Source organism: Arthrospira sp. PCC 8006 (assembly GCF_046480465.1).
Taxonomy (GTDB): domain Bacteria; phylum Cyanobacteriota; class Cyanobacteriia; order Cyanobacteriales; family Microcoleaceae; genus Limnospira; species Limnospira platensis.
Genome location: NZ_PKGG01000171.1, coordinates 1 through 11,701 on the forward strand (window position 1 = coordinate 1; position 11,701 = coordinate 11,701).

An 11,701-nucleotide genomic window follows, 5' to 3' on the forward strand; every position below is an offset into this window, starting at 1 on the left:
CGAAATCCCATGCCATTGAGGGACATTTTCACACAAAGCTCTTTGACATCAGAACTGTAACCTCCAGGACAGGGATTTTCTCGAAATTGGCGACCACATTCACGGCACAGGTAACTCTGTTTTCCCTGACGATGACCATTTTTGACTACTTTATGGCTTTGGCAATAAGGACAATCCATCTTGATTTATTTGAGAATATCATTTTCTATTATGCAACAGCGCAAAAACGATATGAGATCCCGTCAAGCCCAGGAAGATGATACCAGGGAACACAACGGGGAATTATCCCCTATGCCCGCCGGGTTTCCAGTCCCGCCCAAAAAGCAAAGGGCGCGAGGCAAATTACAAAGCTATAAGTTGGTTGCGAGTTGTCTAATTGGGTTAATTTTGGGGAGTTTCACCTGGTGGCGTTTAAATTCAAGACCGGGGAATATTAGCCGTTAGTCAGCGGTTTTTGGTGGTGCGATCGCATTCCCGCCGCCGGTTTTGGTGAGGTGGTGCGATCGCATTCCCGCCGCCGGTTTTTTGTAGTGCGATCGCATTTTCACCCAATTTCACCCAATTTCGATCTCGAATAAGACGCCCAATGTAGGGGCGGGTGCAGCAGTCAGCTATCGAACACACCAGCCAGCTATATACACCCGCCCTTTCCTTTCCCCACGGCGGTTTTTTGTAGTGCGATCGCCTTGAGGATAGGTGATTGTTAGAAGATATTTTACCCAAATGTGGCGGGTTCAGTCCGCCGCCAGGTGTTTTGCTGTAGATAGAGTAGAATAGTTAAAGTAAAGTAACTCACCTTAAATTTTCACTCATGTACCAAACATTCATTGATCTTTATGAGCTAATAATTCTATGTATAGATAAGTCAGCCAAAAAGTTTCTTCAGGAAGCTGTAGCTTGTTACCGCGCTGGGGCATATCGTTCTTGTATTGTTTCTACCTGGAATGCTGTTGTATTTGACTTCATCCACAAATTAAGGCAGCTAGACCAGGTAGGGAATCGTGAGGCTTATCAGCTATTGCAGCAGTTTGAAAACATGAGTAAAAACTCTGATGTCAAAGGACTTTGGAAGTTTGAGTCGGATATTCCTAATATAGCAGAAAGCAAATTTGCACTTATTTCACCTATAGAAAAAGCAGATATCACAAGATTGTGTGAAGATAGAAATCGATGTGCTCATCCATCAATGGCATCTCTGGAAGAACCATTTGAGGCGACAGCAGAATTAGCGCGTTATCATATGCGGAGCGCAGTCACATATCTCTTGCAGCGCCCTCCAGTTCAAGGTCGTTTGGCTCTAAATAGAATTTGGGAAGATATCAAGTCTGTTTACTTTCCTACCAATCCAAATCAGGCAGTTCAATATTTCCAAAAAGGACTTTTGGCTCGTCCTCGGGTTTCTCTAATCAAAGACATTGTTATCGGATTAACTAGGAGTCTCTTAACAGAAGATCTCCCAGAAGATGAAAAGGAGAGACAGTTTTCTGCACTGAATGCTGTAGCTAGAATGCACAGAGAGAATGTCGGAAATATTTTAACTGAAAATCTGTCTTCTATTATTCTTGATGAAGTCACTGACGAAAATTGGCCAAAAGTGATTACATATCTTCGTAGAGTGGATAATGCTGTGGAAAACTTGAGCGATCCATGTAGATTGAAGGCAATAAGGTTCATCGAGAAGATGAACGTCGCCAGTGGCATAAACTGTCAGGATAAAGAGATATTAGCGAATGCTGCTTATATTGATTTTCTTATGGATTCTGTACAAGTAAAACTGAAAGAAGCCTCACCAGATGAAGTATTAAATTTGATGGAAAGATTGCCTTATGAATCCAATAAATTCAAAGTCATTTTGAATGATAGCATCGAAGCATTTATTAAGAAATTTGAACGAGTTACTAGTTTCCAGGAATCTCTGAACTGTGTAGACAAGTTTTATCCAATTTACTCATTCTTGTCACCAACACACAAGGAATCTATTCTCAACGCCTTTTGCAACAATCATCAGATTTATGGGTCATATAAAAGTCCATGGGTGATCACAAATATTTTTCATGAGGATACAAAAAATGGTTCTCTTCTTGAGTCTTACTGGTTATCGTTTCGGAAAAAACTTGATGATAAATTCCCCGACAGATTCGAGGATTTGAAAAAACTTATCGACTCTTACAAGGACAAGTTTTAGAGGTGGCGAGTATTGTTGAATAGAATACAAGCTAACAACCGTGTTGCAGCGGACGGTTTAGATATATAGTTGTTGAATCAAAGGAGATCTGCCACCGCTGAAAATGTGGTTTCTGTTGGGAAGGCTCCGCTCACCCGTTGGTTTTTCTCAGAGATGAGGCGATCGCCTTTTCACCCAATTTCGACCTCGAATAACGCGCCCAATGTAGGGGCGTTAAAGAAGAAGGGCAGGTGCAGGTAGTTGGCTGGTTTTCCCCGTGGTGTTAAAGAAGAAGAAGGGCGGGTGCAGGTAGTTGGCTGGTTTTCCCGATGGCGGATCTAGCACCCGCCCCTACTAGCCCTTTCCCCACGGTGGTTTTTTGTGGTGCGATCGCATTTTCACCGAATTTCACCCAATTTCGACATTGAATAACACGCCCAATGTAGGGGCGGGTGCAGCAGTCAGCCATCGAACACACCAGCCAGTTATATACACCCGCCCTTTCCCCACGGCCGTTTTTTGTGGTGCGATCGCATTTTCACCGAATTTCACCCAATTTCGACATTGAATAACACGCCCAATGTAGGGGCGGGTGCAGCAGTCAGCCATCGAACACACCAGCCAGTTATATACACCCGCCCTTTCCCCACGGTGGTTTTTTGTGGTGCGATCGCATTTTCACCGAATTTCACCCAATTTCGACATTGAATAACACGCCCAATGTAGGGGCGGGTGCAGCAGTCAGCCATCGAACACACCAGCCAGTTATATACACCCGCCCTTTCCCCGGCGCCGTTTTTTGTGGTGCGATCGCGTTTTCACCCAATTTCGACCTCGAATAACGCGCCCAATGTAGGGGCGGGTGCAGCAGTCAGCCATCGAACACACCAGCCAGTTATATACACCCGCCCTTTCCCCGGCGCCGTTTTTTGTGGTGCGATCGACTAATGGCTGAGGGAAGCGAGCGAAAAAAAGGCTATCTACCGAGTTTCGATAGTGATGATTATAGCACAGAATTAAGCAATCTGGCGGAGCAAATTTGTCATTCTCCCGACCCAGTAAAAGCCTCAAAAGATGCGCTAAATCCTTCGGGATGTGGCAAACTCAAAGAGTTTTTTAGGCAACTATTTCAGTCATCTCCATCTATCTAAGTTAACTGAATGTACCCCCTGAAAGAAATCACGCTGCAACTGTTTCTGTATGACTTACGGGAAGGGTTAGGACAAACCTCAGAAAGCATAGATTTTAATCGCTATTATTTTTGGCGGCGGTTTCATCATGACCTGCAAAAACCATATAGTAACTTAACGCCAGAAAATAAGCAAAAACTGGAAAAATATGCTAACCGCGAAAACCCCGAAAGCGATATTGTGTCGTTAGACTATCGAACAACCTCTAATGTGGATAGAATATGTGTTAGTGGCATCGCAATTGGGGGATAGCTATAGTTTAATCGTTGATGCCTATGATAGCGAATATCATAAAACCAGTTTAAGTCAACTGAAAAAATACATTCAGGAAAGGATTAATAACACTCACTCAAGCCTAGGTAAAACTTGGTTATTGTGGGGTCAACTTGACGGGAAATATTCCCCAGATAAAGTTAATGAAATTGCCGACAAGAGTTATACAGAAATCGCCAATAAACCCCTACCCTGGAAAAAAGATAATCAATTGAGTTTCCCAGGGAATAAACTGTTAGGGGACGATTTATTTGAAATAACCCAGTGAGTTTCGGTGACAGATTGGGAAAATTTACTGATACTGATTGATAATGAAAAACCGGAAGACCTGCGAAATTATCCCTGGTTAAATGATGAACATAAATCACTGCTGACAAAGGACATTCAAAACATTTTAGGAGAATGCCATTATTTAATTTGGCTATTACCAGCAGAGTGCGACTTAAAGGCAGTGCAAGATAAAATTAGGGAAATACAGACCCATTTTCATCGCCTGTTATCCTATCGCCATAAGATTATTTGGGCTTATAGCCAAAGTCGGATTTTGAAACGCCGATTAAAAGACAATTATCAAACGATTCAAAAATCGGTCTTAACAATTCGCCAACAGCGGAAAGACCCGGAAGATTTACAAAAGGCTTTAGAAGATACGCTAGAAATATTAGGGAATTATGCGATCAATTTAAGTCAACTGCATTCCCAGTTAAGGACAATTACGATTAATTTAACCAACTATCGACAAAGGTTAAAATAATTTGCGAAGCTAGACCCAAATTGTCAGTTAACTACGTTTGCTGAGTTTAGTAAATTGGCAGAACAAAAGTATGAAAGACAGGTAAAAACGGACTATGAGAGTTTAAGTCCGGGGATGATTTTATTAGAAAATCTGATTAAGACGATTGAGGGAATTGTGGAAATTAATCAAGCGAAAAGAGAAGATCGGCTGGAAAGGGCGATCGCTGCTGCTAGTATAGGAGTGGGTACAGCATCGGCGTCGGCTTCCTCAATCGCGAATTATTCGGAGGGTATATTAACGGAAATCAACCCGTTTTTACCCTCACAAAATAAGGCAGAATCGCCAACGATTCATCCGGCATCAACGGCAAGTTTGACGTTTTTTATTAGTTGTCTAATTGGGTTAATTTTGGGGTGGTTAACCTGGTGGCGGTTAAATTCAAGACCTGGGAAGATTAGCCGTTAGGAGAATCGTCAATCAGAGTACAGCTTGTTCACCAGTCGCTTAATACATTACCCTCACCCTCAATCTGGATCCCAGAAAGGGAGAGGGACTTTGAGAGGACAAAAATATCTGTTAATGTGACTGATAGTCAGTAGACTTATCGTCCACCATGGGTAATTATGACTCTCTGGAAAAATCAAAAGCAAAAACCTTAAAAGCCTTGGGATTTCTGATTAGACAGCATAGAATGGCTGTGGGTATTTCTCAAGAAGAACTAGGGCTACGTTGTGACCTAGACCGCACGTATATATCTGGTCTAGAGCGTGGTGTCAGAAATCCTTCTCTTACGGCTATTGTGGCTCTTGCTGAGGGCTTAGGAATAACCGTATCTCAACTTCTGGATAACTTAGAAATAGAAATAACTAGGACTGAATGAATCGCAATTTAGTGGCTAATTTTAAATCCCAATTAAAACCAGGTTCTTCTCAGTTAAAGGTGTTCAGTTTGCTGTCAGATCAGAAGTGGCACTGTCGCACTTATGAAGGTAAGCAAGTAGCATCGGAGCAATACGCTGGAGGTGGTGGAATTCAAGGACTAGAGCGCGGAACTAAAAGTCGTCCGGGGCTACATCTTGAGACCAAACGGGATTTCTGTAACATCTGTAATAAAAAAACCAGATGGGATAGATGGACTGGGCAAATAAAACCGTCAAATGCTCCGGCTATTATTCCCCCAAAATTAGCCGACAGAATTTTGAAACTTTATGATTATAAAGACGTTATTGCAAATCGAAAAAGACCAACCCATGAGTTAGTGATTGATCACCGTTTTCCTATGCAGCGTTGGGGTAAAGCCGAACCTAGTCATGACATAAACATGAACGAAAACGAAATCAAAAGCAAATTTCAACTTCTCAAAAAAGATAGTGCTGGCAACCACAATTTACTGAAATCCAGAAGTTGTGAAAGATGTATGAAAACTGGTAAAAGAGGGCAGCCCATGGGTATCCACTTCTGGTATTCTGGGGGTGATAACTGGCCTGATAATATTCCTCCATTGGGAGCGGAAGCAGAAGGTGGTTGTATAGGTTGCGGTTGGTATGATTTTGAGTCATGGCGTAATGCTCTTAATGCAACATTAGCTGAACATAAGTAAGCTGTTTTTCGGAGACAACTATATTTTCAGCCTCATTTTCAGCCTCTGTGACAATCCTATTTAAGTAAGGAATGAGTCCATAGCCAATACACTCTGCTAGACGTGGAGGAACAGCATTTCCAATTTGCCACATGGCTTTTTTCATGGTTCCTTCAAAGATAAAAGAATCAGGAAAGGTCTGTAATCTAGCCATTTCTCGCGCTGAAATCACCCGATTTAGATGGGGATGAATATGAGTCCCCCCGTGATTCTCTTTGATGGTCATACTAGATTTTCCGGGATACTGTCGCTTAAAAGCATCAACATAGGTTTGATACAAAGAACCTCCTGGAGGTACTTTTGATATCCGCTCCATATATTCGGGAGAATGACGAGTCCATTCATGATTAATACTGGGAATGGGTTGGTAAGCTGGTAGATCGGAAATTGCTGATTCAATTGTCTGATACTCCTCTGGAACTAATTGAGGATATGGATAAGGATTTTTCATTCCGAAACGATTAGCTATAAAAATAGCTCTGGGCCTGATTTGGGGAACACCATAGGCAGCAGATTCAAGAATTGCTACGGAAATATTGGTGTAACCAATGGCTTCAAAAGCAGCAAAAATAGCTTGTTTAATTGTGCCTTTTTTGAGGGTTAAAATGCCGGGTACATTTTCCATAACGACATACCAAGGACGCACTTCAGCAACAATGCGAATAAATTCTTGAAATAAATGGTTGCGAGGATCATTGGGATCGCGCTTCCCAGCGACAGAAAAACCTTGACACGGTGGCCCGCCTACGACGAGATGAACTGAAGGAGAACCAATTTTAGATAGCCACTGGTGAGGATTAAAATCATTAACATCCCCACAAAAATGATGACAATTGGGAAAGTTTCTCTGATGAGTGGCGGAGGCAATTGGGTTAATTTCTACACTAGCTACTGGATTAAAACCAGCTTGCCAAAAACCCTGCGTGATTCCCCCTGCACCAGAAAATAGATCGATAAAGTTATAGGTTTGCAGTGGTTGGGATACGGGATTAATATCAACTTGAACTTGATAAGGATCGCGTTTGGTTGTGGCTAATTCACGCTGAATTCTTTGATAACGCCCTAATTTAGCTTTTTTCTGCTTCCTGGTGCTGTTATCTTTTGGATCATCTGGAAACAAGGATAATTGTAGGTCCATGAATTGAAAAATAAAGGCTCTATAACCATTATAGTGACAGATAGTATACATAATGTCAAGACTGAGATCAAGTCGAACCTTTTGTTAACAAGAATAACGCGCCCAATGTTGGGGCGTTACAGAAGAAGGGCGGGTGCAGGTAGTGGGCTGGTTTTCCCGATGGCGGATCTAGCACCCGCCCCTACTAGCCTTTTCCCCGCCCCCGTTTTGGTGGGAAGAGCGATCGCATTTTCACCGAATTTCACCCAATTTCGACCTCAAATAACGCGCCCAATGTAATGTAGGGGCGGGTGCAGCAGTCAGCCATGGAACACACCAGCCAATTATATACACCCGCCCTTTCCCCACGACGGTTTTGGTGGGAAGAGCGATCGCATTTTCACCGAATTTCACCCAATTTCGACCTCAAATAACGCGCCCAATGTAGGGGCGGGTGCAGCAGTCAGCCATCGAACACACCAGCCAATTATATACACCCGCCCTTTCCCCACGACGGTTTTGGNGTGAAGTGCGATCGCATTTTCAGCCAATTTCACCCAATTTCGACCTCGAATAACGCGCCCAATGTAATGTAGGGGCGGGTGCAGCAGTCAGCCATGGAACACACCAGCCAATTATATACACCCGCCTTTTCCCCACGGCGGTTTTGGTGGTGCGTCGCCATCCCTAGTTGGTCGGTTTCCCCGGTAACTGGTCGGATGCGACACACCCGACGGTTTTGGGGAACAATCCGCCAACCGTCTAAACCCGCCCATTAGCCCTAGAGCGAGACTATTTTAAATGTAATAGTCTTGAAGGGCTTTAACATCTAGGGGGTGTTTCTGGAGCGATCGCAAAGCGGATATAGTGGCTTTAGCGCCAGCGATAGTGGTAATAATGGGGACTTTGTAAGCCAAAGCCGATCGCCGGATAGTAATACCATCAGCCCGCGCTTCCGACCCCGAAGGGGTGATAATCGCCAACTGTACCGCATGGTTTTTAATAGCATCCAACACATTAGGGCGACCCTCATGGAGTTTCAACTCCAGGTCAACCTTAACCCCATGTTCCCATAAAACCTTGCGAGTGTTGATGGTAGCAGTCACCTTAAAGCCCAGATCCAGGAAATCTTGAACCACAGGAACGATCGCCTCTTTATCGCGGTCATTGACAGATACAAACACCGTCCCAGACATCGGTATAACCTGACCCGCCGCCAATTCCGCCTTAGCAAAGGCGCGTCCGAATTCCGTATCAATTCCCATAACTTCTCCAGTCGATCGCATTTCTGGACCGAGGAGGACATCCGTACCTGGGAACTTAGCAAAAGGCAAAACCGCCTCTTTCACCGACACATAATCAGGAATTTTCTCCTGAGTATATCCCAACTCTGCCAAAGTCTTGCCAGACATCACTCGCGAAGCCATTTTAGCCAAAGGAATACCGATCGCCTTAGACACAAAAGGAACCGTCCGGGAAGCGCGGGGGTTAGCCTCCAGAATATAAACCTGTTCACCTTGTACAGCAAACTGAATATTCATCAGACCCACCACATTCAAAGCCTTAGCCAATTGAATAGTCTGGCGGCGAATAGTAGCGAGGACAGTTTCTGATAGAGTTTGGGTAGGAATGGAACAAGCCGAGTCCCCGGAGTGAATCCCCGCCTGTTCAATATGTTCCATAATGCCACCGATAACCACATTTCCGGTATGGTCTGCGATCGCATCAACATCGACCTCAACGGCATTTTCCAGGAACTTATCAACCAAAATCGGGTGATCCGGTTCCACCAGCACCGCAAAAGTCATATATCGTTCCAATTCCTCATCAGAATAGACGATTTCCATGGCGCGACCCCCCAACACATAGGAAGGACGCACGACCACCGGATAACCGATACGACCCGCCACCGCGAGGGCTTCCTCATAGCTGCGAGCCATTCCATTCGCCGCCTGTTGAATATTCAACTCCCGGAGAATTTTCTCGAAGCGTTCCCGGTCTTCAGCGGTATCAATAGAGTCCGGGCTAGTCCCCCAAATTTTAGTTTTGAGGGTGGATTCTGACAAGGCTTTTTCGAGGGGAACCGCTAGTTTTAAGGGAGTCTGACCGCCAAACTGAATGACAATACCTAGTGGTTCTTCCGCCTCAATGATATTAAAAACATCCTCCTTGGTCAAGGGTTCAAAATAAAGGCGATCGCTGGTGTCGTAGTCCGTGGAAACCGTCTCCGGGTTGGAGTTAACCATAATGGTGATATAGCCATCATCGCGCAACGAATAGGAAGCGTGACAGCAACAATAGTCAAACTCAATCCCCTGACCAATGCGGTTAGGTCCGCCGCCGAGAATCATGACTTTGGGGCGGTCGGAGGAGATCATTTCGTCCTCTTCCCAATAGGTAGAATAATAGTAAGGGGTGGTAGACTCAAATTCCGCCGCGCAGGTATCCACCATTTTATAGGCAGGTTTTACCCCTAAACCCTTACGATATTTGCGGACTTCATCTTCGGTGGTTTGACTCGCAAAAGCAATTTGGCGATCGCTAAAACCTTGGCGCTTAATCGCCAGCATATCCTCATGATTAATTTCTGTCACAGGAGTGCGTTTTAAGAATTTCTCCGTCTCCAGCAATTGCTGCAACTTATCCAAAAACCAAGGGTCAATCCCGGTTAACTCATAAATCTCCTCTACCGACATTCCCAATAACATCCCATAGCGGAGTGTTATCATTCGGTCAGGGTTAGGAGTTCTCAAACCCGAACGGATCGTATCTAAACTGGGGACTTTTTCGTTGGTATTAAGTCCCCAACCCGCTAAACCCGTTTCTAGCGATCGCATAGCTTTTTGGAAGGACTCGCAGAAAGTGCCACCAATAGCCATCGCCTCACCCACCGATTTCATTTGGGTAGTCAATACTGGTTCAGCACCTGGGAACTTCTCAAAAGTAAACCGGGGAATCTTTGTTACCACATAATCAATAGTTGGTTCAAAAGAAGCCGGAGTTTTTTTGGTGATATCATTGCTAATTTCATCGAGGGTATAACCCACAGACAATTTTGCCGCAAACTTAGCAATAGGGAACCCAGTCGCCTTAGAAGCCAAAGCAGAAGACCGACTCACACGGGGGTTCATTTCAATGACAATCACATCCCCATTAACCGGGTTCACGGAAAACTGAATGTTAGAACCCCCTGTTTCTACCCCAATTTCGCGGATAATTTTAATCGCCGCATCCCGCAATCGTTGATATTCCTTATCCGTGAGGGTTTGCGCCGGAGCGACCGTAATAGAATCCCCAGTATGAACCCCCATAGGGTCGAGGTTTTCAATGGAACAGATAATCACCACATTATCCGCCAAATCCCGCATTACCTCTAACTCGTATTCTTTCCAGCCAATTAAAGACTGTTCGACTAAAATCTGGGACATGGGGGAAGCGTCCAACCCACCCATCGCCAATTCCTCGTATTCTTCCTGATTATAAGCAATACCGCCCCCTGTACCCCCCATAGTGAAGGCGGGACGAATAATCAGCGGATAAGTCCCAATTTGCTCTGCGATCGCCCTGGCTTCATTGAGGTTATTCGCAATACCTGACGGACAGCAGGCTACCCCAATTTTCTCCATCGCCTGTTTGAACAGGAGACGATCTTCGGCTTTTTCAATCGCATCTAATTTAGCGCCAATCAGTTCAACTCCGTATTTGTCTAAGACCCCATTTTTCGACAAAGCTACAGCAATATTTAACGCTGTCTGACCCCCCATGGTTGGTAATAAAGCATCGGGACGTTCCGCCTCGATTACTTTTTCGACAATTTCTGGGGTTAATGGTTCAATGTATGTCCGCCGGGCCGTCTCTGGGTCGGTCATGATTGTGGCTGGGTTAGAGTTGACCAGAACTACATCATATCCTTCTTCTCGTAGGGCTTTACAGGCTTGAGTCCCTGAATAGTCGAACTCGCAGGCTTGTCCGATTACAATGGGACCCGAACCCAGCAGCAGAATTTTTTTTAGGTCGTTGCGTCGCGGCATATCTCTTAACTATCCGTTATTCGGTTATCTGTGAAGTACCCTACACTAAGGCTGACGCTTATGGTGTAGGCTTCCTGCTTCTCCGACAATTCCCCAGGCTATTAGTTTGTAGCTGGGGTCTCCAATCGTCTCCACAGGCTAAAACGCCACTTCCTGGCGCTTAGAAATCATAACTTAGACTTAAATTTAACTGACATCATCAGCCTAATTTTAGATCCGGTCGGGAATTATTCACTGTCAGAGTACAATCGGGACTCCCGCCTAAATGTTCAGACTGAACTTGACAATTGAGATTATGCTACCTCCTAGGATTTTTACATACTAGGGCTATTCCCCCCAAAATTACCCCTTATGGCTTTTGACTGTCGGTCTGCTTAGTTTTGGTATTTTTGGTGCTACACCCGCCCCCGATTGTCTGCTAGGGGTCTGTTAATCAGCTTCTGTCCTCTACCCTGGAACCGGAAAATAAACTCAGGCGATCGCTGCGATCGCTGCTATTTAGCCTATAACCACAAATTCCGCCCGATTTCGTCCCTTGGCTTTGGCTTCATA

16 protein-coding genes and 1 pseudogene are annotated in these 11,701 nt (G+C 44.7%); 9 read left to right on the forward strand and 8 right to left on the reverse strand.

Going from position 1 to position 11,701, the window contains the following annotated elements:
* Nucleotides 1-179: pseudogene (locus tag B9T16_RS20235) on the reverse strand (IS1 family transposase); the annotation flags it as partial.
* Between the two features lie 632 nt (nucleotides 180-811).
* Between B9T16_RS20235 and B9T16_RS20240 the strand changes: the two are divergent.
* Nucleotides 812-2,185, forward strand: coding sequence for a hypothetical protein (locus B9T16_RS20240; RefSeq protein WP_410245611.1), 1,374 nt, complete (start codon nucleotides 812-814; stop codon nucleotides 2,183-2,185).
* A gap of 262 nt (nucleotides 2,186-2,447) precedes the next feature.
* Here B9T16_RS20240 and B9T16_RS20245 read toward each other — a convergent pair whose 3' ends face one another.
* Genes B9T16_RS20245 through B9T16_RS20255 form a run of 3 tightly spaced genes read right to left on the reverse strand, consistent with a single transcriptional unit; the run spans nucleotide 2,448 to nucleotide 2,856 of the window.
* Nucleotides 2,448-2,576 carry a hypothetical protein gene (locus tag B9T16_RS20245; RefSeq protein ID WP_286131452.1) on the reverse strand — a complete coding sequence of 43 codons (129 nt, stop codon included), beginning with the start codon at nucleotides 2,574-2,576 and terminating at the stop codon, nucleotides 2,448-2,450.
* Nucleotides 2,573-2,716 (reverse strand): hypothetical protein, encoded by a 144-nt coding sequence (locus B9T16_RS20250; RefSeq protein WP_410245612.1) that lies wholly within the window; start codon nucleotides 2,714-2,716, stop codon nucleotides 2,573-2,575. Before B9T16_RS20250 ends, B9T16_RS20245 begins: the two co-directional genes overlap by 4 nt.
* Complete coding sequence (locus B9T16_RS20255; RefSeq protein ID WP_162097046.1) at nucleotides 2,713-2,856, reverse strand: hypothetical protein; 144 nt, start codon at nucleotides 2,854-2,856, stop codon at nucleotides 2,713-2,715. Before B9T16_RS20255 ends, B9T16_RS20250 begins: the two co-directional genes overlap by 4 nt.
* Before the next feature lie 255 nt (nucleotides 2,857-3,111).
* Here B9T16_RS20255 and B9T16_RS20260 point away from each other — a divergent pair, with 255 nt between their 5' ends.
* The 7 genes from B9T16_RS20260 to B9T16_RS20290 all read left to right on the forward strand — a co-directional run bounded on the left by B9T16_RS20260 (nucleotide 3,112) and on the right by B9T16_RS20290 (nucleotide 5,962).
* Nucleotides 3,112-3,315 (forward strand): hypothetical protein, encoded by a 204-nt coding sequence (locus B9T16_RS20260; RefSeq protein WP_237766099.1) that lies wholly within the window; start codon nucleotides 3,112-3,114, stop codon nucleotides 3,313-3,315.
* A gap of 9 nt (nucleotides 3,316-3,324) precedes the next feature.
* A complete protein-coding gene (locus B9T16_RS20265; protein ID WP_006615985.1) occupies nucleotides 3,325-3,606 on the forward strand; it encodes a hypothetical protein in 282 nt (93 codons plus the stop codon).
* Nucleotides 3,563-3,895: a hypothetical protein gene (locus B9T16_RS20270; RefSeq protein WP_410245613.1), complete on the forward strand. Its 333-nt coding sequence runs from the start codon at nucleotides 3,563-3,565 to the stop codon at nucleotides 3,893-3,895. The genes B9T16_RS20265 and B9T16_RS20270 overlap by 44 nt, the downstream gene beginning before the upstream one ends.
* A gap of 6 nt (nucleotides 3,896-3,901) precedes the next feature.
* Nucleotides 3,902-4,381 (forward strand): hypothetical protein, encoded by a 480-nt coding sequence (locus tag B9T16_RS20275; RefSeq protein ID WP_410245614.1) that lies wholly within the window; start codon nucleotides 3,902-3,904, stop codon nucleotides 4,379-4,381.
* 54 nt (nucleotides 4,382-4,435) lie between these two features.
* Nucleotides 4,436-4,828 carry a hypothetical protein gene (locus tag B9T16_RS20280; protein WP_410245615.1) on the forward strand — a complete coding sequence of 131 codons (393 nt, stop codon included), beginning with the start codon at nucleotides 4,436-4,438 and terminating at the stop codon, nucleotides 4,826-4,828.
* Between the two features lie 148 nt (nucleotides 4,829-4,976).
* A complete protein-coding gene (locus B9T16_RS20285) occupies nucleotides 4,977-5,243 on the forward strand; it encodes a helix-turn-helix domain-containing protein (RefSeq protein ID WP_410245616.1) in 267 nt (88 codons plus the stop codon).
* Complete coding sequence (locus B9T16_RS20290) at nucleotides 5,240-5,962, forward strand: restriction endonuclease (RefSeq protein WP_410245617.1); 723 nt, start codon at nucleotides 5,240-5,242, stop codon at nucleotides 5,960-5,962. Before B9T16_RS20285 ends, B9T16_RS20290 begins: the two co-directional genes overlap by 4 nt.
* On the opposite strand, the gene B9T16_RS20295 is transcribed toward B9T16_RS20290, so the two are convergent.
* The 3 genes from B9T16_RS20295 to B9T16_RS20305 all read right to left on the reverse strand — a co-directional run bounded on the left by B9T16_RS20295 (nucleotide 5,934) and on the right by B9T16_RS20305 (nucleotide 7,532).
* Nucleotides 5,934-7,139, reverse strand: coding sequence for a DNA cytosine methyltransferase (locus B9T16_RS20295; RefSeq protein WP_410245618.1), 1,206 nt, complete (start codon nucleotides 7,137-7,139; stop codon nucleotides 5,934-5,936). The genes B9T16_RS20290 and B9T16_RS20295 overlap by 29 nt on opposite strands.
* Nucleotides 7,140-7,255: 116 nt before the next feature.
* The gene (locus tag B9T16_RS20300) at nucleotides 7,256-7,384 is read right to left on the reverse strand and encodes a hypothetical protein (RefSeq protein ID WP_410245619.1); all 129 of its coding nucleotides are present in this window, start codon (nucleotides 7,382-7,384) and stop codon (nucleotides 7,256-7,258) included.
* Entirely contained in the window at nucleotides 7,371-7,532 is a 162-nt protein-coding gene (locus B9T16_RS20305) for a hypothetical protein (protein ID WP_014276455.1), read from the reverse strand. The genes B9T16_RS20300 and B9T16_RS20305 overlap by 14 nt, the downstream gene beginning before the upstream one ends.
* Nucleotides 7,533-7,735: 203 nt before the next feature.
* On the opposite strand from B9T16_RS20305, the gene B9T16_RS20310 reads away from it, so the two are divergent.
* Complete coding sequence (locus tag B9T16_RS20310; protein ID WP_410245620.1) at nucleotides 7,736-7,897, forward strand: hypothetical protein; 162 nt, start codon at nucleotides 7,736-7,738, stop codon at nucleotides 7,895-7,897.
* 18 nt (nucleotides 7,898-7,915) lie between these two features.
* Here B9T16_RS20310 and carB read toward each other — a convergent pair whose 3' ends face one another.
* On the reverse strand, nucleotides 7,916-11,149 hold the full coding sequence (carB, locus tag B9T16_RS20315; protein ID WP_410245621.1) for a carbamoyl-phosphate synthase large subunit: 3,234 nt from the start codon (nucleotides 11,147-11,149) through the stop codon (nucleotides 7,916-7,918).
* Nucleotides 11,150-11,701: the final 552 nt, after the last annotated feature.

Excerpts from the sequence above, each read along its gene's own strand:
- B9T16_RS20240 (WP_410245611.1), top strand. The coding sequence starts at position 812 with ATGTACCAAACATTCATTGATCTTTATGAGCTAATAATTCTATGTATA.
- B9T16_RS20260 (WP_237766099.1), top strand. The coding sequence starts at position 3,112 with ATGGCTGAGGGAAGCGAGCGAAAAAAAGGCTATCTACCGAGTTTCGAT.
- B9T16_RS20265 (WP_006615985.1), top strand. The coding sequence starts at position 3,325 with ATGTACCCCCTGAAAGAAATCACGCTGCAACTGTTTCTGTATGACTTA.
- B9T16_RS20270 (WP_410245613.1), top strand. The coding sequence starts at position 3,563 with ATGTGGATAGAATATGTGTTAGTGGCATCGCAATTGGGGGATAGCTAT.
- B9T16_RS20285 (WP_410245616.1), top strand. The coding sequence starts at position 4,977 with ATGGGTAATTATGACTCTCTGGAAAAATCAAAAGCAAAAACCTTAAAA.
- B9T16_RS20290 (WP_410245617.1), top strand. The coding sequence starts at position 5,240 with ATGAATCGCAATTTAGTGGCTAATTTTAAATCCCAATTAAAACCAGGT.
- B9T16_RS20295 (WP_410245618.1), bottom strand. The coding sequence starts at position 7,139 with ATGGACCTACAATTATCCTTGTTTCCAGATGATCCAAAAGATAACAGC.
- B9T16_RS20310 (WP_410245620.1), top strand. The coding sequence starts at position 7,736 with ATGGAACACACCAGCCAATTATATACACCCGCCTTTTCCCCACGGCGG.
- carB (WP_410245621.1), bottom strand. The coding sequence starts at position 11,149 with ATGCCGCGACGCAACGACCTAAAAAAAATTCTGCTGCTGGGTTCGGGT.